This is a genomic window from Sporolactobacillus laevolacticus DSM 442, from assembly GCF_000497245.1.
Taxonomy (GTDB): domain Bacteria; phylum Bacillota; class Bacilli; order Bacillales; family Sporolactobacillaceae; genus Sporolactobacillus; species Sporolactobacillus laevolacticus.
This window is the reverse complement of sequence record NZ_AWTC01000016.1, coordinates 72,229-92,787: the sequence shown is the minus strand read 5'-3', so window position 1 is coordinate 92,787 and position 20,559 is coordinate 72,229. Positions and strand designations below refer to the sequence as shown.

Below are 20,559 nucleotides of genomic sequence, written 5' to 3'. Positions count from 1 at the left end.
TTAGCTGCGATCAAAGAACGTTTTAATTGAGCGATCAATATAAACCCACCCCATAGGTCCAATATGCATCGTGTCCTGTAAAAAGAAAGGTTTGCTGTCAAAACGGGTAAAATCAGCTAGCTGAAATCCGTTTTTTCGGACTTCATCCGCAATTTTTTTGTAACAAACTTCACGCCGCTGCTTCGGCACGCCGGCGTAATCATACCAGCGCCCATTGAATGGTACGGAAATGAATAAGGCGTGAACATGCTCTTCCTTTAACAGATCAAGCACAAGCTGAAAATCACTGTATTCAGGCGACTGGGCATAACTTTCGTTTTTACGGTAGCCTCTGAACGTGTTCAGATGATGCTGTATGGATTTTTTATAGAGCGATGTATCAATGTGAAAGCGATTTGAACCGGTATCATGAATTGCTGTTTTCTTAGCCGAAAGGGTTAACTGATTCCAGTTATCCTTGCTTAGCTGTCTGTCCGGTTTCTGGTATTGTGATTTTTTATATCCAGGACGAATAAAATGCATGTCAACAAGATCGTGTAGCGTAAGGATTTTATAGGTCATCTGTCCCTTAAGTTCGTCGGCAAGCCTGAGTGCCGGCTGCCTTCGCCCAGGGTAGGCGACATCCTCCAAAAGCCGGCCCAAGGTTCCATCATTGCGGATAAAACTGAATTGAACAAGCCGGCGAGCCGCTTTCTGTTTGAGCTTCGGGCTGATCGAATTGCTGAAAACAAGGTTGTACGCCTGCTCCCTGGAAAAATTCGGCTTAAAATGAAGGGGATCCAATCCCGTTTTTGTAAACCATTCGGGAGAAAGGATGAACACAATTTTTTTCCCTTTCAACTGATTGGCGGTGGATGCAAAGTTCAGAAAATGAACGAGAGAATACATGCCGCCGCGTCCGATTAGAAACGGCGTAAATCCATCCGGCTGTACTTTAAAGTAATTGGTTGGATGGTATTTATCCAATCGGTACAGTTCAGATGAACCATAGATTGGGAGGTACTGTTCATTTTTCAACATTTTCTGTTGCATCAGCATCCCTTGAAAAACGTGCGGGTCAAGACTAGCCGCTGCTTCCTTCATATTATTGCTGCTAATGGCCGCTCGTTCAAGATCGGCAGGCATGAAAATCAGCGTGCAGACAATGACGACCGCGAGGAGCATCGGTCCGAATCGAAGCCATTTCATTTTCGTTCAGCCAACTGATTCACAATCATATTTGGCGTTGCCCATTCTTCTCTATTAAAATCTGAGATCGGCACTGAGATCTCCAGTTGTTGCTCGAATTCGACGACAAGCGAGATCGTAGCAAATGAGTCAAGCAGACCTTCATCAAACAATTGAAGATCCGGATTTTTTTTGATTTCATCAGATTCGCAAACTTCAGCGAGTATTGTAAGCACCTTGTCTTTAAAGTCCTGAGTAACTTCTGCCATTGTAAAACCCCCGATTTTATAGTTGATTTATTTTTAATTGGCTATCTCTGTATTATCGATTAAATTCATCAGTGATTACCTCTGCCACAGAAAGTCCAGCCTTCCTGAAAAAATAAGGAAGCTGAAACAGATGACATGAAACGTGATGACGACAGAGAGTGCATGCATCCATTTATTATCTTTCGGCCAGAATGGATGCTTTTTATTAAACCGCTCAAACTTATCAAACAGAATAAAAGCTGTGGCATGATAGATTCCATAAATGATGTACTGCAGCATGAATCCATGCCAGAAGCCCATCACTAAAAAGTTCAGCGTCAGGCCGATATCGGAAATCAAGTATCGATTTTTTAACCATTTCTTTTTTACAGCGGTATAGACGAAACGCATGTAAATATAGTCACGGAACCAAAAGGACAAGGTCATGTGCCAGCGGTTCCAGAAGTCTTTGATGTTGCGGCTGATGAACGGCTTGTTGAAGTTCTCCGGTGTACGCACGCCCATCAAGTAACTGACCCCAATCGCGAAGTTGCTGTAGCCCGCAAAATCGAAAAACAGGTACATACTATATCCGTACATGTAGAGCCAAATACTTGAGAGCGTATCCGGCAGCAGCATTGGTGACCCCATCCAGTATTTGTGGATCAGATAGCCAATGATGTATTTGTAGAGAAAGCCGAGAAAAATTTTGTTCAGTCCTTGATAGAGCAGTGTCCGATACTCTACTGATGTCGGAATTTTACTCGTATCTTCCCTGAAACGTCTGTAACGGTCGATTGGTCCGGATGAAATCGTTGGGAAAAAAACGATGAATCGAAAATACTGGATCAACGGTATCTCTTTCAGCAAACCGTCACGTATGTCCATGATCATTTGAATAGATTTAAAAGATACATAGGAAATCCCGAGAAAGCCAATAAAATTTAATGCCGGAACATCAGCAGACAGCTTGACAAGAAACAGCGGGATGATTGCAAGTACGATTGCAATATAAAAGCACGCGCTATTATTGTTTTTTGTTCTTATTGCCAAATAACCTTTAATCAACACGGCTTGCCAAATGATAAACAGCAGAATAGAAATAAGCTGTTCTGGCTGTGCCGCGAAAATGAGAAAGGTCATCAGGATGGCCACGCAATCGTTATAAAGCGTATTCCGCATGCCCATTAGGCCTAGAATAATGATTGGTGCAAGCAGAAAAGCGATTAAGGTAAAAAATTGGAAAGAAGCATATGGGATAAAAGAAATCATTGAGCAGCCTCTTTCAGCGGCGCTTTTCGATCAATCTTTCCATTGGCAGTCATTGCGAGCGAAGATTGATAGATGAACTTTCTTGGTACCATATAATCAGGCAGTACGCGAGACAGTTCTTTTCGCAGGGCTGATGATAATTGAAATGACGAGTCAAACGGGTTTTCCCCAGGAACAACAACAGCAATCAAATGATCGTAACGATCACCTGACTTTACTGGGACGACAATACCCTGTTTGACATAATGGCATGACGCAAGCACATGCTCGATTTCATCTAATTCCATTCTGAACCCATGAAGTTTAATCTGATGATCCATTCGCCCGTAATAATAAAGCATGCCGTTCTTCAACATGCCGATATCTCGAGTATGGTAGGCTGGCATACCATTAATCATGCTAAATGCGGCAGCTGTTTTCTCTGGTTCGCCAAGATAGCCCTTACCAACACTAGCTCCGCAAATAACAATTTCTCCTTTTTCACCATCAGGCATGGGCACACCATCATCGCCGATAATCAGGATTCGGCCATCCGGCTTGCAGCGGCCTACGGGAAAAGAATTGCCAGAGTTCATCATTTCTTGAGTGATGTGAACGCTTGTCACGGCTACCGTTGTCTCCGTCGGTCCATAGGTATTTATAATTTTGGCCTGCGGAAAGCGCATCTGTAGGCGAGCGGCAACAGTTGGCGGCAGCGTCTCACCACAAAACAGGAAAGTGCTGAGATCTGGAAGCATGTCATTCGAGAAAGTGGGTTCCATCAGGCACATCTCCGCAAAGGATGGCGTGGACGTCCAGATGTTGATACCGGATTGAGCAAGAGAAGTGAACAGGTCTTTTGGACGAGCAATCATCTCTTTATCAATCGCCCACAAAGTACCCCCGGATGTGAGCGACGGATAGAGATCCATGACGGACAGATCGAACGAAAAGGGTGCTTGGTTCATAAAAGTAAGCCCCTCGTGAATATCAAAATCCGCCAGCATCCAGCTCGTGAAACTGCTTAACGCGCGGCAAGGTATTTGAACACCTTTCGGTTTACCGGTGCTTCCCGATGTATAAATGATGTAGAAGATATCCTCGCCGCGGACTGCATGGCTTCTGTCGAGTAGACGATCATCAACATTCTGAATGCATGCATCCAACTGATTCGTTTTAATTACTTTTGCATCTAGTGAAGGCAGCAGGTCCGGGCAGTCGCTGAACACGAGCTTCGCTTTGGAACTGGCCGCAATTAAACCAATTCTTTCTGCGGGAACGGATTGATCCACAGGTATATAAGCGTGACCGGACTTAGCGCAAGCGAGGAACAGCACCGGCATGATCGGATTCATATGGCCATGAATAATGAGCGGTGTCCGATCATCTCCTAGTTGATCTTGAATCCAGCAAGCGATGGCGTCAGATCGTTTCTTCAGTTCGCCAAAGGTGAGTTGATGGTCTCGATGAACATAACATAACCGGTCAGGTACCTGTTCCGCCCACTTGTCGATCTGAGCAATAATATCCATTGTTAATCCCCTCCTTAGAAGTCACTGTATATGAACGTACCGGTATGCGCGGCGGCAAATCCGTAAATAACAACCAGTCCTAATAAAATCGCAGTGTAAAAGCAGGTGCGTGCGATCCAGGAAATAAGCGGGTGGTTAAGTTCCCACTTGAAGCCATTCATTTTATTTCCCTCCTTTTTGATTTTTGGTTTCTTGCAATGTGTGAAAAATCATTGTATTGAGCGTACTGATTTCGAATTCAGAACTGCGGACATTGGAAAGTAGGACAACGTAACTTTGCTTATCTTGAGTAAATGCATTACTTCCGTTCCATCCGCCGAGAACGCCGTGGCTTGAGTAGGTATCATTTCCCCACCCTTTTCGGCCAATGTACCATCCGCAACTGTAAGAAGTCCCTGGGAAATGACGAGATAACAATTCATGGACGCTCGCTTTAGAAAGCAGTGTCGAATCGGCGATTGCATGATCAAAAAGGTACATATCCCAAGAAGTCGAATAAATGTCGCCACATCCGATTAGCTGTGAAAAGGATGGAATTTGTTCTGAAAAAGCGTGACCATCAACGATGACATAGCCGGTTGATCGATATGCAGAATGCAGCATCTCGTCGCCGAATCCGGAATGCAGCATGCCCGCTCTCTGGAAGATGAACTGGCGGATATAATCGTGCAGCGACTCATGGAAAGCGCTGCTGCTGACTTTATCCAGAATCGCACCAAGCAGCGCATAATTTGTATCGGAATAGTGCCAGACCGTACCGGGTTTTGAAGCAAGGCGTAAGGAATGCAGCGCAATGCGCTGAACGAGTTGATCGCGTGTCACCGGCTGCATGGTTTCCATAACATTTCCTAATCCGGAAACATGGCAAAGGAGATCGAGCATCGTGATCTTGTTTCCATTTGGAAAATTCGGATAGAAACGTGATACAGGATCGTTAAAGTGAATCAGCCCCCGCTCCCGCATCTGCATGAAAGCAACCGCCGTGATCGATTTCGTTGTTGAACCCACATAATAAGTGGTTAATGGCTGGTTCCTCCTCCCGTTGTGACTATTGCTGAGCCGATAACCCTTGCTCAGAACTACCTTGCCGTGGCTGACCACCAGTACACTTCCGGAAAAACCGCTTTGCTGAATACGGCGGTCAATTGCAGTTCTCCTCCAGTCGCTGGCAAAAGATGTCATCCTTGTGTGCTTTGGGGGAATAGACGTGTTTTTTCCTGTTGAATGAGCTGCCGAATGCGCTTGTGTGGCACTATTTTGATTAAATGTCATAAGTGCAGCAGCAACGCATCCCCCAATCAAAAGACAACTAAACAGGATGGCGAATCGTGTGTTTTTCTTTTTCATTTTTGCCCTTTCTCAGCAAGTCGCTTTGTGTGTACAAGGTTCAATGAACGTCGGTGTTTGAGTTTCCAGAACTTCCGTTCATCACAACATAGATTAGTCGGCAATAAGCTAAAAATGTCTTAATCGGCAAGATCGTAACTTTTTTGTTACCCATTTGGAGAGGGATTTTTCCTAAGATGAGAGAGAAGGATCTCAATATACGTACTTCCAGAGTGCTATTAATTAGCACGTGAATGGAATGTAAAAAGTTAGACGTATTCTGAACGAATGTCAACACGTCAGGTACAATGGCACTAAGATATCTTCTTTCGTTCGACGTTAATAAAAGGGAGGCCAGTTACCCTGTTTAGAAAAATAAAAGCGATGATCGGCACTGGACTTGTTCTGGTCCTATTCCTTTCCGGATGCTCTTTTTTGAAACAGCCTCAAGCGCTGATCCAAAAGCCTAAGCTGCCGGATCAAAAAAAGATCATGATCGATATTGTTGACCAAAGCATTCCGGCGCAGGCGAGACTGGTTGCACCCGTTCAATCCAACTACAAAGGAAAAATCATGATTGTGAAGCCAAATCATGCAGCGGGAACACTTGCACTCTTTTTTTATGAAACACGGCAGCAGCGTATTCATTTTGCAGTGATTAAAAGGGGAACTCAACATTGGCGAAAAATTTATGATGAAGAAACGGATGCAGCGGGCGTTTCAAGAGTAGCGGTCACAGATTTTGGTAATCACGGAAGTACAGAAATTTTTGTGTCGCTTGAAAGCTACCCGCAAAATCAATTAAATGTATACACATTGAGTAAGGGACAGTTGAACAAGATCATGACCTCACCGTTTAGTGGAATGATTGCGGGGGATCTCGATGAGGATCATCAGCCGGATTTTGCCATTCTTCGTACAGACAGCGCTTCTGGGATGATGCGGTTTGCATTCTACCAAGTGAATCAGGAAGATGAGCCAGTGCTGGTTCGTCAGGAAGAAAATGTGGAACAATTTTTCTTTAATAACATGGCCGGTCCATTTGATGCGTCGTCAAGCGGTGGTCTTGTCATCCGCGATCAGACGTTGCCTGCAGAGGACGACATAGAAAAAAGCGATTTTGACACAAAGGGAACGTTATTTGGAAACACCAATGTGTTTGTTCAGTGGGGCGATTCAGCATTGGCTCAATATCATGCGGGAGAATGGAAGAATCTCCGATGGAATCCATTCGGCCCTAATCGCTGGTCTTCGTCCTCAATGCTTGTTACAGAACGGTATTATGATAGCCTCCGCCAATTTTTTGTGGACTTTCCTTCAGGTATGGCGGAAAAAATCAGCATTGCCAAATCATACAATAATCATGTCATTTTTGTTCAAGCCAATGGATCAATTTATATGGATGTGTACCGGATTAGAAAAGAGTTGTTTCGGAGCGAACGATACAAGAACTGGATCAAGCTTGGATCTTCGCAGCATTACATTTTTGCGGTTCCGAATAAATACAGGCAGGCAGCCGGGTCCGTTAAAGCCGGCGTTTACAATGAACATTCATGATGGGAAATTTTAATTTTCATAGGATGTGCCTAGAGAGACAGCGGATGCTGTAGAGCAATGATTGAGGTGAACGAAATGGAAAAACTCATGGTTGTAGAGGATGAAGCGTCCATCAGAGGCTTTATCGTGTTAAGTCTAAAGCACGCGGGTTTCGATGTGCTGGAAGCTGAAACCGGTGAAGAGGCGCTCCGGATATTCAAACGTGAACCGTCTGTTCATATTGTTTTGCTTGATGTTATGCTTCCGGGGATGAGCGGCTTTGATGTTTGTGAACAAATGAGAAAATTAAAATCTGCTGTCGGCATCATTCTGCTGACCGCCAAAATACAGGAAACGGATAAGGTGCATGGGCTCGGCATCGGAGCAGACGATTATATTACCAAACCGTTCAGCCCGGCAGAGATGATCGCGCGTGTGCAAGCACTTTTGCGCAGATTGAACGGCAATGAGATAAATGCCGATTCCGAGTATATAGTGTCTTCCGTATTTAAACTTTCAAAGAAAAATGAACAATTTTTCAAGAATGATCAATTAATTGAACTGACGCCGACGGAATTTACGTTGATTAAGACGTTAATGGAGAATGAAAATGGTTTGCTGTCACGCGATGAACTCCTAGATCGCGTTTGGGGAAAGAATTTTGTTGGTGACGCTAAGATCGTCGATGTCAATATTCGGAGATTGAGACAAAAAATAGAGGATGAGCCATCTGAACCTTCATATATTATGACCCACTGGGGCAGGGGTTACTTCTGGAATGGCGGCAAAGCATGACACGCAGAGTTGTCCTGCATTTTATGATCATTATCCTGTTGACGCTCGCCTTGAGCGAGACAGTGCTCACGATTGCTGTCCGCCATTATTTCTATGATGGTGTCAAAGATACCTTATTACAGCACGCAGAAGACGCCAATACCCTTTATAAGAAGTTTAACAGTCAGCTTGTACTCAGCCACTGGAGCAACAGTCTGAACGAAGCCATGGACAGCTTTGATATGAAGAAAACGCTACTAGAGATCTATGACGCGGGCGGGGATATGGTTGCTTCTTCTACAGGATTAATCAGCCAGTCAACAATTTCTCCAGAAGGTGAGGTATTTGAAGGCGAGCCGACGTCAAAAGTTGAACGCCTGCCTCAAACCGGAGAAAAAGTGATGGCGGTTTATTATCCGATTCATATTAGAGGAAAGCTTTTTATTCTTCGCTATCTCTCTTCATTAACACTTGTTGATAAAGAACTTCTGCTGATTGATTTTGTATCCATTGGCTGCGGTCTGGTTATTGCCCTTCTGGTTTTCTTTGTCAGCCTGAAGCTTGCACAGTCAATTGTCATGCCGATGAAGCACATCATTAAAGTCTCTGCAAAAATGGCTTCGGGAAACTTCTCCATGCGAATGAAGGATGACTATAACAACGAATTAGGTACCCTCGCAAAGACGCTGAACGGCATGGCTGAAGAAATTCAGAAAAATGAAAAGCTGCAAAACACCTTTATTTCTTCCATATCTCATGAACTTCTGACTCCATTAACGGGTATTAAGGGATGGAGTGAGACGATGCTGATGAATGAAGATACGACACAGAATGAGTTTCGCGAAGGGTTAAAAGTCATCAGTCATGAATCGGACCGTTTAAAATTATTGGTCGGCGATTTGCTTGATCTTTCTAAGCTGAAACAGAATACACTGACACTTAATCGTCAGATGACGCGGCTTGACGAGACCGTCAGGCAGTCTGTTGCCTCCATGCATGTTAAAGCTGCAGAGAAACATTGTTGCATTGTCCTCCATCATTGCAAACGTTTAATTGCGTATGTAGATCGGAACAGGATGCAGCAGGTCATTACAAACTTGCTTGATAATGCGATCAAGTTTGCGGACAGAGACTCTCAGATCATCGTATCTCTTGAAGAAGATGAAACGACGATTCGACTTTCGGTCAGAGACTGGGGCGTAGTTATTAATATGGAGGACATTCCAAAATTAACGAATCCTTTTTTCCAAATTCATGCGAACGGACGTGGATCCGGACTAGGTCTCGCCATTTCAAAAAATATCATTGATCTTCATGACGGAGAGCTAAGAATTACTAGTGATCCAGGTAGCGGAACTGAAGCATTAATTATTTTGTCAAAACCCTAACACCTCCTATTTCCGAACATTATGATACAACTTGAAAATAGTGTTCGTTATTTCGTTGACGAAATATCCTTCTTGCTGGTATAATGGGGGTGCAAAAAGAGATTTTTCGTTTTGCTCCTATTTATCGGAATTATTTTTCGGCACACATCATGATTGTATTAGCATTTATTCTTCATGCTTCAATGGCTTTGAAGTTTTTTTTGTTTTTGAGTTAATAAGCTGCTGTACCAAGGTACCTGTTGGATTTTGTGCTGAAGAATAATGACGATTGATACGGGCAGAATGAGACAATTAGGGGGATTATTGTGAACGAGAACTGGTTATCACGTTACTTTCAGTTTTCAGAGTTAAAGACCACTTTAGGCCGTGAAACTTTGGCAGGCTTGACCACCTTTATTTCGATGGCGTACATATTGTTCGTCAATCCTAGTGTTTTGGGTGCTTCAGGAATGGACAAAGGTGCGGTATTTACAGCGACCGCTATTGCCAGTGCGCTTGGCTGCCTGATCATGGGCATCGTTGCTAAATATCCAATCGCTATTGCTCCAGGACTTGGTGTTAACGCGTTTTTTGCATATTCTGTCTGCATCGGTATGAAGATTCCTTGGGAAACTGCACTGGCCGGCGTATTCATTGCCTCCATTGTATTCTTCATTATTACAATCTTTAAGCTTCGTGAAATCATTATTGATGCCATTCCGCAGAGTCTGAAATTGGCAATGGCTGCCGGTATCGGTTTGTTTATTGCGTTCATCGGTCTTCATGAAGGCGGTCTGATTGTTGCGAATAAAGCCACGATGGTTGGCTTCGGACCGCTGAATATCGGCACAACATGGTTGACCATTTTCGGATTAATTGCAACGATTATCTTGATGGTCAGAAAAGTTCCGGGCGCTATTTTCATTGGTATGGTTTTGACTTCGATTGTCGGTATCATTTTTAAACTGATTCCGCTACCAACGTCGTTAATTTCTACGGCTCCGAGCCTCGCTCCTACTTTTGGCAAGGCTATAACTCACGTTCCGGATATCAATACGTTACAGCTCGGTGTTGTCGTTCTGACTTTCTTGCTCGTTACATTCTTTGATACTGCAGGCACTTTAATCGGACTTGCTGAACAAGCTGGTTTTATGAAGAACAACAAAATGCCTCGAGTTGGACAAGCGCTGCTTGCGGATTCTACGTCCATGCTGGCAGGCGCCATCGTCGGCACTTCACCTACTTCAGCTTACATTGAATCATCAACGGGTATCGCTGTCGGCGGTCGTTCCGGATTTACAGCAGTTGTCACTGGTATTCTGTTCCTTTTCGGCATGTTGTTCTCGCCGCTGCTTTCCGTCGTGACTGCACAAGTAACAGCCCCGGCTCTGATTATTGTCGGCGTACTGATGGCAAGCGCTCTGAAACAAATTCCGTGGGATAAATTCGAGATTGCGGTTCCTGCTTTCCTGACTGTACTCGGCATGCCGCTGACCTACAGCATTTCCGACGGTATCGCACTTGGCTTTATCGTTTACCCAATTACAATGATTGCAGCCGGACGTTGGAAAGAAATTCATCCGATTGTCTATGTCCTGTTCTTTGTCTTCATTGTCTTCTTCGCACTTATTTAACCGTGATTTAATCAAAAATCTCCTTCATTGAACTAATGGAGGAGATTTTTTTGCGCTTGTTAGGCTGTCGATCTCTGTGCTTTGCAGGAATCCGGCCGTTATCGCTTTTAATCCGGTCATTGTGCAGAATAATTCGGTCATCATTGCTTAAAATCCGGTTTTGGCGCTTCATTCGATTAAAAAAGAAACATGCGCGTCCCGCATGCTCCTGAATACATGAAAAAGAACGGAGACATGATAAGGATAATCTATCCTGAAGGATGTGGGTTTTGATGATTGCATTATTTGTCGCTATTCTTTTTTGGTTGGCGGGAACGATTTTGATGGGCGCCAGCTTTTATCTGACAAACAAGTTAAGGGAGACCGGGGAGCATCTGCTTAAGGACGCAGAGCATGAAAAAGGCAAGGATAATTCTGCAAGCCTCGCCAGGGCTATTGAAGGAAACATTCTTGAGCATATTCCCAGCTATGTGGTGCATATGGCGACAGGAGTGATTGGCGCTCTGTTTTTGGCGTTCGGATTTGTTGCCCTTGCTTTTTACGTACACTAAACAGATACAGTCGGAGTCTGTCGAAATCCTGGAGCAGCTGATATAATGAATATACAGATTTCTACAAATAGTGACATGATCCGCGTGACTGTGAAGGGACTGTTTAAAAAGGTGAACGGCATTTGAGCAAAAAAAATAAAGGGAAGAATCAAGGCGATAAGCTACTTAAAAAGAGGTTTACCGTCGGAGATGAAGAGACACTTGACCAATGTCTCGACCGAATGAAGCGTGAAGGCTACACACCGATCAGGCGAACAGAGCAGCCGATTTTCCGAGAGACAGCAAATGGCCCTGAATGTATTGGCAGACAATGTGTATTGGAAGGGAAATTGATCCTTTCAAAAGGCGAACAATAGATTCTTTTTGTTCATTTAATGTTCGATTATCAGGTTGACACATCGCGAATATTGCTGATATGATGAGAGTGTCAAATGAAGATTGCGAACCCTCATATATTTTTGGGAATATGGCCCAACTGTCTCTACCTGGCGACCGGAAATTGCCGGACTATGAAGGGAAAATGGTGACGTTTTGTTTGTGGCCGCTGCCCGCGGTTAAAGACCAGACGGTTGTTTTCTCTTTAAATCAGGGAAACAGCTGCTCTGGGCTTTTTATTGTCTGGATTTTGAGTGTGTTCAAAAAGGGCCGAGAAAGTGTAGAGAATTTGTAGGTATACCGAAGGATTTCGGTGGCATGGCGATTGATAAAATTCGACAGCAATTTTTTCCCAGACTTTTTGAACATTCTTTACTATTGGAGTCTGCTCGAAAAGGAGGACAAAAAGTACCAAGAAGATCAAGGAAGCGCAGTCTTGAGCACCGGAGCGTATGAAAATAATACGTGAGGAGCGGAAAGACAAGTTGACACAGAGATTCGCCGGTAATTTTTCCCGGACTTTTCGAACATCCTCTATTGGGGAGGCAGTATTGTGAGTCAAGCAGTAGTAGGCGTGGTAATGGGAAGCAGTTCCGATTGGGAGACCATGAAGAATGCATGCGACATTTTAGATTTTTTGGACATTCCTTATGAGAAAAAGGTTGTGTCCGCACACCGCACGCCAGATTTAATGTTTGAATATGCGGAAACGGCACGCGAACGCGGATTAAAGGTGATCATTGCTGGGGCCGGCGGTGCCGCTCATTTACCGGGCATGACCGCAGCAAAAACAACCTTGCCGGTAATTGGCGTTCCAGTTCAATCGAGAGCGCTTAGCGGCATGGATTCATTGCTGTCAATCGTTCAGATGCCGGCCGGAATTCCGGTGGCAACCGTAGCGATTGGTGCGTCAGGCGCAACGAATGCGGGCCTTTTAGCGGCACAGATGTTATCCGCGTTCGATGACCAACTTAGGGATCGTCTCGAAGCATATCGCCAATCTCTAGCCAAAAAGGCAAAGGAAAGTGATCTGAAGTGAACCACAAAACGATCTTGCCGGGACAAACAATCGGCATTCTCGGTGGCGGACAATTAGGAAGAATGATGGCAATCAGTGCAAAGCAAATGGGATACAGGATCGCCGTACTTGATCCGATTGAAGATTGTCCATGTGCACAAGTTGCAGATATCGTCATTGTTGCAGGTTATGATGATCCTGAAGGCGCAAAGAAAATGGCAAAATGCGCTGATGTCGTGACCTATGAATTTGAAAATGTAGACGTTCAGACAGTGGATTACCTGCAGGAGAACAGTTATCTCCCGCAAGGCGGACACTTGCTTGAAATAACCAAGGACAGGCTTAACGAAAAAGCGGCAATCCGCGAAGCAGGATTGCCGGTTGTTCCCTATATGCCTGTCCGTAATCATGATGAATTGAAAACGGCGATTGCTGAGATTGGATTTCCTTCTGTATTGAAGACTACTCAAGGCGGCTACGATGGAAAAGGACAATATGTCCTTAAATCAGAAGACGATTTGCAGGAAGCTCTTCCTTACATTGGCAAAACACCGTTTGAACTTGAAAAATGGTTACCTTTTGAAAAAGAAATTTCAGTTATTGTTGTACGCAGCACTGCCGGAGAAACTTCGGTTTTCCCGGTTGCTGAAAACATACATCGTCATAATATTTTGCATCATACTCTTGTGCCGGCGAGAATACCTGATCGTTTACGCGTAGAAGCAACAGAACATGCTTTACATCTCGCGGAAGCCCTCAAGCTCGTCGGCACACTTGCGGTTGAAATGTTTGTTGGGACAGACGGAAAAATTTACGTCAATGAGACCGCGCCGCGGCCGCATAATTCCGGACACTTTTCAATTAACGCTTGTGAGACATCCCAGTTTGAACAGCATATCCGCGCGATTTGCGGATTGCCGCTTTCTAGCACGCAGCTGCTCAAACCGGTAATTATGATTAATATTCTTGGCGAACATGTTCAGCCAGTTCTGGACAAAATAGCGTTATTGTCCGCTGCTCATCTCCATCTCTATGGAAAAGACGCGGCGAAAACCGGACGTAAGATGGGACATCTTACAATCCTTGGTGATTCAGTACAAGAGGCTATTGATCAAGCAGAGAGATTAGGGATATGGAAAATCGAACAGGAAGTGGGTAAGCATTCATGATTGATCGGTATACGAGACCGGAAATGGGCGCAATTTGGACAGAAGAAAACAGATACAGGGCATGGCTGGAAGTCGAGATCCTTGCCTGCGCAGGTTGGTCCGAACTTGGAGAAATTCCAAAGGAAGACGTTGAAAAGCTAAGAAAAAATGCGTCATTTACCATTGATCGCATTCACGAAATTGAGCAGCAGACCCGCCATGATGTGGTTGCATTCACGAGAACTGTTTCTGAATCACTTGGTGATGAAAAGAAATGGGTGCATTACGGTTTAACCTCAACCGATGTTGTTGATACGGCTCAAGGTTATCTGCTGAAGCAAGCGAACGCAATCTTGTTAAAAGACATTGAACATTTTATCGAAGTGATCCGCCAGAAGGCGAAAAAATATAAGAACACGGTCATGATGGGCCGGACACACGGCGTTCATGCGGAACCGACGACTTTTGGTCTCGTTTTGGCACTGTGGTATGAAGAAATGAAACGCAATTTGGAACGCTTTAAGCGTGCTGCAGATGAAGTACAGTACGGCAAGATCTCCGGAGCGGTCGGCACGTACGCGAACATCGACCCAGCGGTTGAAAGTTATGTCTGCGAGCATCTCGGCATTAAACCGGCACCTATTTCAACTCAGGTGCTGCAGCGCGACCGTCACGCACATTACATGTCCGTCCTTGCGCTGATTGCGACATCTATTGAAAAGTTTGCCGTTGAAGTGCGCGGCCTGCAGCGTTCGGAAGTTCGCGAAGTTGAAGAATACTTTGCGAAGGGCCAGAAAGGCTCGTCTGCAATGCCTCACAAGCGTAATCCGATCGGTTCGGAAAACATGTGCGGTCTTGCCCGGGTCATTCGCGGCTACATGACCACTGCGTATGATGATGTGGCGCTCTGGCATGAACGCGATATCTCGCACTCGTCAGCAGAACGTATTATTTTACCTGATGCGACAATCGGTCTTGATTATATGCTGAATCGTTTCGCCAACATCGTTGAGAAACTGACAGTTTTCCCAGAAAATATGAAACGCAACATGAAGCGCACCTTCGGGTTGATCTTCTCACAACATGTGCTTCTGGCACTGATTGAAAAAGGCATGAGCCGTGAAGCAGCCTATGACATTGTACAGCCAAACGCAATGAAGTCGTGGGAAACGGAGACGCAGTTTAAGGAAATCGTTGAGAATGATACGCGTATTACAGATAAACTGACGCAAGCTGAAATTGATGCCTGCTTTGACGAAACCTACCACCTAAAAAATGTTGACTTTATCTTTGAACGTCTAGGATTGAATGACTGATTATCACTAAATCATCCGGACGAGCACATGATCCGGACTCCATAGCGAAAAGGGGAAAAACACATGAGTCAGCTTTTATACGAAGGCAAAGCAAAGAAAATGTTCACAACGGATGATCCTAATGTGCTTCGGGTTGAGTACAAGAACGATGCTACGGCATTCAACGGCCAGAAGAAAGCATCATTTGAAGGAAAAGGACGCTTGAATAATGCGATCTGCACCAAAATTTTTAAAATGCTTCAACAGAAAAATGTGCCGACGCATTACATTGAAACCATTTCGGAAACCGAACAACTTGTAAAAGCCGTTTCGATTGTTCCGATTGAAGTTGTTGTCCGTAATGTTGTAGCTGGTAGCTTGTCAAAGCGTCTTGGTGTCGATGAAGGCGTGACACTTGCCCGGACAATCGTTGAATTTTACTACAAAAGCGATGAACTTGGCGATCCGATGATCAATACTGATCATGCACTGGCGATGGAAATCGCAACTAAAGATGAACTCGCTGAAATTCGCCGCCTGGCGCTTGATGTTAATGATGCTCTTCAGGCATTTTTCTCAGAAGCCGGCATACTTCTTGTCGATTTCAAATTAGAATTTGGCAAACTGAAAGCAACTGGCGAAATCGTGCTTGCTGATGAAATTTCCCCGGACAGCTGCCGCCTGTGGGATAAGGAAACACATGAAAAGCTTGATAAAGACGTTTTCCGTCGCAACATTGCTGATCTTCCGGAAACCTATGAAAAACTTCTCAAACGCTTGGAGGATGTCAAATGAAAAAGGTGAAAGTGTACATTACATTGAAGGAAAGTGTGCTCGATCCTCAAGGACAGGCTGTGATGCAGTCGCTTCACAACATGGACTATAAAGATGTTAAAGACGTGCGCATCGGTAAATATATTGAACTTCTTATGGAAGATTCAGCAGATGTTGCAGAACAGGTTGATACCGTTTGTGACAAGCTGCTGGCGAACACGGTTATTGAAAACTATCGATATGAAATCGAGGAGGAGGTTCATTCGTGAAAACCGCAGTCATTGTTTTTCCCGGCTCCAACTGCGATCAGGATATGTATTATGCGATTAAAGACGGACTGGGTGAAGAAGTAGACTATGTGTGGCATGCGGAAACCTCGCTGGATGGCTATGACGCGATCATGATCCCCGGCGGCTTTTCCTACGGTGACTACCTGCGTTCAGGTGCGATTGCCCGTTTTGCTGGCATTATGCCTGCAGTCATCAAAGCAGCGGAACAAGGCAAACCGGTCCTTGGTGTCTGCAATGGTTTTCAGATCCTTCTCGAGGCAGGATTACTGCCTGGGGCAATGTTGAAAAATAAACATCTGAAATTCATCTGTGAAACGGTGAATCTCAAGGTTGAAAATAACGAGACGCAATTTACTACACTCTATGATAAAGATGAAGTGATCCGTATTCCGATTGCACACGGGGAAGGCAATTACTTCTGCGATGACGCGACTCTTAAAGAACTTGAGGAGAACAATCGTATTGTCTTCACCTATTCAGGAGAAAATCCAAATGGATCGAGGGCTGATATTGCCGGCATAATCAATCCGGCCGGGAATGTCTTAGGCATGATGCCGCATCCGGAACGTGCTGCAGACGCGCTGCTTGGCAGTGACGATGGTCTGCGTTTGTTCCAGTCGATATTAAATCATTGGAGGGAATCCACACATGCCGCTTACACATCTTGAACCATCACCGGAGCAGATCGAACAAGACAAAGTGTATCGAACAATGGGCTTGACAGAGGAAGAATACCAGAAGGTTAAGGAACTGCTCGGCCGCAAGCCGAATTATACCGAAACCGGCTTATTTTCTGTTATGTGGTCGGAACACTGCAGCTATAAGACATCAAAACCGGTTCTGAAGTATTTTCCAACCAGTGGAGAACATGTGCTTCAAGGCCCGGGCGAAGGTGCTGGCATCGTTGATATCGGTGACGGCCAGGCTGTGGTTTTCAAGATTGAAAGCCATAACCACCCTTCAGCAATTGAACCTTACCAAGGCGCTGCTACAGGTGTCGGCGGGATCATCCGTGATGTTTTTTCAATGGGTGCTCGTCCGGTTGCGCTGCTGGATTCCCTTCGTTTTGGCGATCTAGACAATTCACGTGTTCGCTATCTGTTTGAAGAAGTAGTCAGCGGAATCGCCGGATATGGCAACTGCATCGGCATTCCAACTGTAGGCGGAGAGCTGCAGTTCGATAATTGTTATAACGGTAATCCGCTTGTCAATGCGATGTGTGTCGGCATCATGAACCATGAAGATATTCAGGTCGGTCAAGCACGAGGCATTGGCAATACGGTGATGTATGTGGGTGCAAGCACAGGCCGCGACGGTATTAACGGAGCAACCTTCGCTTCAGAAGAAATATCCGAGAAGTCGGATGAAAAGCGCTCGGCTGTGCAGGTTGGCGATCCATTCATGGAAAAACTGCTTGTTGAAGCATGTCTTGAATTAACGAAGCATGAAGCGCTTGTCGGCATTCAAGATATGGGTGCTGCAGGGCTCGTCTCCTCTGCCAGTGAGATGGCTGCAAAAGCCGGCGTCGGTATTCACATGAATCTCGATCTGATTCCTCAACGCGAAACCGAAATGACACCTTACGAAATGATGTTGTCCGAATCGCAGGAACGTATGCTGATTGTTATTAAAAAAGGCAGCGAAGAAGAAATAAAAGCGATTTTTGCTCGCTGGGGCCTGCATGCGGTAGCGGTTGGTGAAGTTATTGAAGAAGAAGTACTCCGTCTTGAACACAAAGGAACGATTGTTGCAGATGTACCTTCAGATTCACTCGCTTCTGCTCCGGTACGCCACATGCCGTCAAAGGTTCCGGCTTCTTATCTCGCAAATCAGGCCGCCCCAAATTGGCTACCTGAAATCAATAATTATGAAAAGACAATTAAGAAATTACTTGGCCAACCAACCCTTGCTTCAAAGGAATGGGTAACGCGCCAATACGATTATATGGTACAGACGAACACGGTGGTCGCTCCTGGTTCGGATGCTGCTGTTGTCCGTGTCAGAGGGACGAAGAAAGGTCTAGCCATGACCACGGATTGCAACGCGAAATATCTGGCGCTCGATCCGAACGAAGGCGGAAAAATCGCGGTTGCTGAGGCAGCACGAAATATCGTTTGCTCCGGCGGTCTCCCGCTTGCGATCACCGACTGTCTGAACTTCGGCAGCCCGGAAAATCCGGAAGTGTTTTGGCAGATCGACGAATCCGTGAAGGGCATGGCAAAGGCTTGTGAAGAATTGAAGACGCCGGTTATTTCTGGAAACGTCTCACTCTACAACGAAACCGATCGCGGCGCGATTGACCCGACACCGGTTGTCGGTATGGTCGGCCTCGTGGAAGATCTTGATCATGTCATGACTGCACCGTTCAAAAATGAAGGGGATCTGGTTTATGTGATCGGCAAAGCCAACCCTGAATTTGGCGGCAGTGCATTGCAGATATTAATAGATGGAGAAGTGAGCGGCAAGGCACCTGTTTTGGATCTTGAACTTGAAAAGAGCCGCCAAGCCAAAGTGCTCGAAGCGATTAAGTTAGGTTACCTCGCTTCTGCACACGATGTGTCCGAAGGCGGACTTGCCATAGCCGTTGCTGAATCTGTATTTGGCACCGAATTCGGTTGCGATCTTCAATTTGACAGTGATCCTGCAGTTGAACTTTTCTCAGAAACACAATCACGCTATCTTGTCACTGTTCCTGAAGCATCAAAGAGCGCTTTCGAATCTCTGATTGATGACGCTGTTCTTGTAGGTAAAGTAACACGCAGTGAAACCCTGAACATTGACTTTGCATCGTCTACCGTCACTCTGAATCGGCCGGAACTTGAAAACGAATGGAGAGGGGCTCTGTCATGCATTATGTCGGCAAAGAACTGAATGAAGAATGTGCGGTATTTGGCATTTGGGGACATGAGAACGCAGCGAAACTGACGTATTACGGTCTTCACAGCATGCAGCACCGCGGCCAGGAAGGCGCGGGGATTGCGGTATCCGACGGAAAGCACATCTATGATCATAAAGGACTCGGCCTTGTTAATGATGTCTTTGACCATGAGAAACTCGAAACATTGAGCATCGGCAATGCGGCAATTGGCCATGTCCGCTATTCAACACAAGGCGGCAACAGCTATGCTAATGTGCAGCCGCTTGTCTTTCGCTCACAGAAGGATTCATTATCCATCGCGCACAACGGCAATTTGGTTAATGCCCATAAACTGAAAGGCGAGCTTGAAGAACGCGGAAGCATTTTTCAGACGACTTCAGATACTGAAGTCATCGCCCACCTGATCAAACGTGATTACGCAGACAATTTTATTGAAAGTGTGAAGCACGCTTTGTCCGTCATTAAAGGTGCTTATGCGCTTGCGATGCTCACAGAACATCAGCTGATCGCTGCACTCGATCCGAACGGATTGCGTCCGCTATCCCTCGGAAAGCTTGGCAATGCCTGGGTCGTTGCTTCAGAAACCTGCGCTTTTGACCTGATCGGCGCCACTTATGTTCGCGATGTGAATCCGGGCGAAATTATTGTAATCGACAATGAAGGGCTGCATTCCGATTTCTTTACAAACCGTACGGAATCGGCGATTTGCAGCATGGAATATATCTATTTCTCACGTCCGGACAGCAACATTCAAGGCATCAACGTGCACGCGGCAAGAAAGAATTTGGGGCGCATGCTCGCACAAGAAGCTCCGGTTGAAGCAGACGTTGTAACCGGCGTTCCAGATTCAAGTATTTCCGCTGCGATCGGTTATGCCGAAGCGACAGGTATTCCGTATGAGCTGGGCATGATTAAAAATCGTTATGTTGGCCGTACATTCATTCAACCGTCTCAGGAATTGCGCGAACAAGGGGTTAAGATGAAGCTCTCTGCGGTACGCGCGATTGTCGAAGGAAAGCGTGTGGTTATGGTTGATGATTCAATTGTGCGTGGAACAACAAGTAGACGAATTGTCGGCATGCTACGCGAAGCGGGGGCGACGGAAGTGCATGTGCGGATTAGTTCACCGCCAATCACGCATCCATGCTTCTATGGTATTGACACATCAACGTCATCCGAATTGATTGCCTCCACCCATTCAGTGGAAGACATTCGTGAAATGATCGGCGCTGATTCCCTCGTATATCTGAGTGTTGAAGGTATGCAAAAGGCGATCGGACGCGATCCGGCAATGAAGAACTGCGGACAGTGCATGGCCTGCTTCACAGGCAAGTACCCGACGGAAATCTATCCGGATACGGTCCTGCCGCATGAAAAAGAACTGCTTGTCTGAGG

The 20,559-nt window shown here is 45.5% G+C and carries 20 protein-coding genes and 1 riboswitch; of the genes, 14 read left to right on the top strand and 6 right to left on the bottom strand.

Translation table 11 applies throughout. The features are described from left to right. The 6 genes from dltD to P343_RS0119130 form a co-directional block, all read right to left on the bottom strand. Entirely contained in the window at positions 1-1,188 is a 1,188-nt protein-coding gene (gene dltD, locus P343_RS33080) for a D-alanyl-lipoteichoic acid biosynthesis protein DltD (protein WP_023511195.1), read from the bottom strand. After that, positions 1,185-1,436 carry a D-alanine--poly(phosphoribitol) ligase subunit DltC gene (dltC, locus tag P343_RS33075; protein ID WP_023511194.1) on the bottom strand — a complete coding sequence of 84 codons (252 nt, stop codon included), beginning with the start codon at positions 1,434-1,436 and terminating at the stop codon, positions 1,185-1,187. The genes dltD and dltC overlap by 4 nt, the downstream gene beginning before the upstream one ends. Positions 1,437-1,511: 75 nt before the next feature. Beyond that, positions 1,512-2,687, bottom strand: a complete 1,176-nt coding sequence (gene dltB / locus P343_RS33070; protein ID WP_023511193.1) for a D-alanyl-lipoteichoic acid biosynthesis protein DltB — start codon at positions 2,685-2,687, stop codon at positions 1,512-1,514. Beyond that, complete coding sequence (gene dltA, locus P343_RS33065) at positions 2,684-4,198, bottom strand: D-alanine--poly(phosphoribitol) ligase subunit DltA (protein ID WP_023511192.1); 1,515 nt, start codon at positions 4,196-4,198, stop codon at positions 2,684-2,686. The genes dltB and dltA overlap by 4 nt, the downstream gene beginning before the upstream one ends. Positions 4,199-4,212: 14 nt before the next feature. Beyond that, complete coding sequence (locus P343_RS36835) at positions 4,213-4,359, bottom strand: teichoic acid D-Ala incorporation-associated protein DltX (RefSeq protein ID WP_023511191.1); 147 nt, start codon at positions 4,357-4,359, stop codon at positions 4,213-4,215. Position 4,360: 1 nt separating this feature from the next. Continuing rightward, entirely contained in the window at positions 4,361-5,545 is a 1,185-nt protein-coding gene (locus P343_RS0119130; RefSeq protein WP_023511190.1) for a serine hydrolase domain-containing protein, read from the bottom strand. A gap of 414 nt (positions 5,546-5,959) precedes the next feature. Between P343_RS0119130 and P343_RS33060 the strand changes: the two genes are divergently transcribed. The 14 genes from P343_RS33060 (at position 5,960) to purF (ending at position 20,557) form a co-directional block, all read left to right on the top strand. Then, the gene (locus tag P343_RS33060; protein WP_152525314.1) at positions 5,960-7,081 is read left to right on the top strand and encodes a hypothetical protein; all 1,122 of its coding nucleotides are present in this window, start codon (positions 5,960-5,962) and stop codon (positions 7,079-7,081) included. A 75-nt stretch (positions 7,082-7,156) separates the two neighbouring features. Then, positions 7,157-7,855: a response regulator transcription factor gene (locus tag P343_RS33055; RefSeq protein ID WP_031264165.1), complete on the top strand. Its 699-nt coding sequence runs from the start codon at positions 7,157-7,159 to the stop codon at positions 7,853-7,855. Continuing rightward, positions 7,852-9,222, top strand: a complete 1,371-nt coding sequence (locus P343_RS33050) for a HAMP domain-containing sensor histidine kinase (RefSeq protein ID WP_023511187.1) — start codon at positions 7,852-7,854, stop codon at positions 9,220-9,222. Before P343_RS33055 ends, P343_RS33050 begins: the two co-directional genes overlap by 4 nt. Before the next feature lie 305 nt (positions 9,223-9,527). Then, positions 9,528-10,835, top strand: coding sequence for an NCS2 family permease (locus P343_RS33045; RefSeq protein WP_023511186.1), 1,308 nt, complete (start codon positions 9,528-9,530; stop codon positions 10,833-10,835). A 272-nt stretch (positions 10,836-11,107) separates the two neighbouring features. Beyond that, positions 11,108-11,386, top strand: coding sequence for a hypothetical protein (locus P343_RS33040; protein ID WP_023511184.1), 279 nt, complete (start codon positions 11,108-11,110; stop codon positions 11,384-11,386). A 122-nt stretch (positions 11,387-11,508) separates the two neighbouring features. Next, complete coding sequence (locus P343_RS33035; protein WP_023511183.1) at positions 11,509-11,742, top strand: NETI motif-containing protein; 234 nt, start codon at positions 11,509-11,511, stop codon at positions 11,740-11,742. A gap of 72 nt (positions 11,743-11,814) precedes the next feature. Then, positions 11,815-11,916, top strand: a riboswitch (purine riboswitch). Between the two features lie 425 nt (positions 11,917-12,341). Further along, positions 12,342-12,800, top strand: a complete 459-nt coding sequence (gene purE, locus P343_RS33030; protein WP_031264163.1) for a 5-(carboxyamino)imidazole ribonucleotide mutase — start codon at positions 12,342-12,344, stop codon at positions 12,798-12,800. Further along, complete coding sequence (gene purK / locus P343_RS33025; protein ID WP_023511179.1) at positions 12,797-13,948, top strand: 5-(carboxyamino)imidazole ribonucleotide synthase; 1,152 nt, start codon at positions 12,797-12,799, stop codon at positions 13,946-13,948. Before purE ends, purK begins: the two co-directional genes overlap by 4 nt. Continuing rightward, complete coding sequence (gene purB, locus P343_RS33020; RefSeq protein WP_023511178.1) at positions 13,945-15,243, top strand: adenylosuccinate lyase; 1,299 nt, start codon at positions 13,945-13,947, stop codon at positions 15,241-15,243. Before purK ends, purB begins: the two co-directional genes overlap by 4 nt. 63 nt (positions 15,244-15,306) lie before the next feature. Next, the gene (purC, locus tag P343_RS33015; protein WP_023511177.1) at positions 15,307-16,017 is read left to right on the top strand and encodes a phosphoribosylaminoimidazolesuccinocarboxamide synthase; all 711 of its coding nucleotides are present in this window, start codon (positions 15,307-15,309) and stop codon (positions 16,015-16,017) included. Next, positions 16,014-16,265 (top strand): phosphoribosylformylglycinamidine synthase subunit PurS, encoded by a 252-nt coding sequence (gene purS / locus P343_RS33010; protein WP_023511176.1) that lies wholly within the window; start codon positions 16,014-16,016, stop codon positions 16,263-16,265. The genes purC and purS overlap by 4 nt, the downstream gene beginning before the upstream one ends. Then, positions 16,262-16,954 (top strand): phosphoribosylformylglycinamidine synthase subunit PurQ, encoded by a 693-nt coding sequence (gene purQ, locus P343_RS33005; RefSeq protein WP_023511175.1) that lies wholly within the window; start codon positions 16,262-16,264, stop codon positions 16,952-16,954. The genes purS and purQ overlap by 4 nt, the downstream gene beginning before the upstream one ends. Continuing rightward, a complete protein-coding gene (gene purL, locus P343_RS33000) occupies positions 16,935-19,157 on the top strand; it encodes a phosphoribosylformylglycinamidine synthase subunit PurL (RefSeq protein WP_023511174.1) in 2,223 nt (740 codons plus the stop codon). Before purQ ends, purL begins: the two co-directional genes overlap by 20 nt. Next, positions 19,133-20,557 (top strand): amidophosphoribosyltransferase, encoded by a 1,425-nt coding sequence (gene purF, locus P343_RS32995; RefSeq protein WP_023511173.1) that lies wholly within the window; start codon positions 19,133-19,135, stop codon positions 20,555-20,557. The genes purL and purF overlap by 25 nt, the downstream gene beginning before the upstream one ends. Positions 20,558-20,559 lie beyond the last annotated feature (2 nt).

Coding starts and splice junctions, on each gene's coding strand:
- purE (WP_031264163.1), top strand. CDS start 12,342: ATGGGAAGCAGTTCCGATTGGGAGACCATGAAGAATGCATGCGACATT.
- P343_RS0119130 (WP_023511190.1), bottom strand. CDS start 5,545: ATGAAAAAGAAAAACACACGATTCGCCATCCTGTTTAGTTGTCTTTTG.
- dltB (WP_023511193.1), bottom strand. CDS start 2,687: ATGATTTCTTTTATCCCATATGCTTCTTTCCAATTTTTTACCTTAATC.
- purL (WP_023511174.1), top strand. CDS start 16,935: ATGCCGCTTACACATCTTGAACCATCACCGGAGCAGATCGAACAAGAC.
- dltA (WP_023511192.1), bottom strand. CDS start 4,198: ATGGATATTATTGCTCAGATCGACAAGTGGGCGGAACAGGTACCTGAC.
- purF (WP_023511173.1), top strand. CDS start 19,133: ATGCATTATGTCGGCAAAGAACTGAATGAAGAATGTGCGGTATTTGGC.
- purC (WP_023511177.1), top strand. CDS start 15,307: ATGAGTCAGCTTTTATACGAAGGCAAAGCAAAGAAAATGTTCACAACG.
- P343_RS33040 (WP_023511184.1), top strand. CDS start 11,108: ATGATTGCATTATTTGTCGCTATTCTTTTTTGGTTGGCGGGAACGATT.
- dltC (WP_023511194.1), bottom strand. CDS start 1,436: ATGGCAGAAGTTACTCAGGACTTTAAAGACAAGGTGCTTACAATACTC.
- purS (WP_023511176.1), top strand. CDS start 16,014: ATGAAAAAGGTGAAAGTGTACATTACATTGAAGGAAAGTGTGCTCGAT.
- P343_RS36835 (WP_023511191.1), bottom strand. CDS start 4,359: ATGAATGGCTTCAAGTGGGAACTTAACCACCCGCTTATTTCCTGGATC.
- P343_RS33050 (WP_023511187.1), top strand. CDS start 7,852: ATGACACGCAGAGTTGTCCTGCATTTTATGATCATTATCCTGTTGACG.
- dltD (WP_023511195.1), bottom strand. CDS start 1,188: ATGAAATGGCTTCGATTCGGACCGATGCTCCTCGCGGTCGTCATTGTC.
- purB (WP_023511178.1), top strand. CDS start 13,945: ATGATTGATCGGTATACGAGACCGGAAATGGGCGCAATTTGGACAGAA.
- P343_RS33055 (WP_031264165.1), top strand. CDS start 7,157: ATGGAAAAACTCATGGTTGTAGAGGATGAAGCGTCCATCAGAGGCTTT.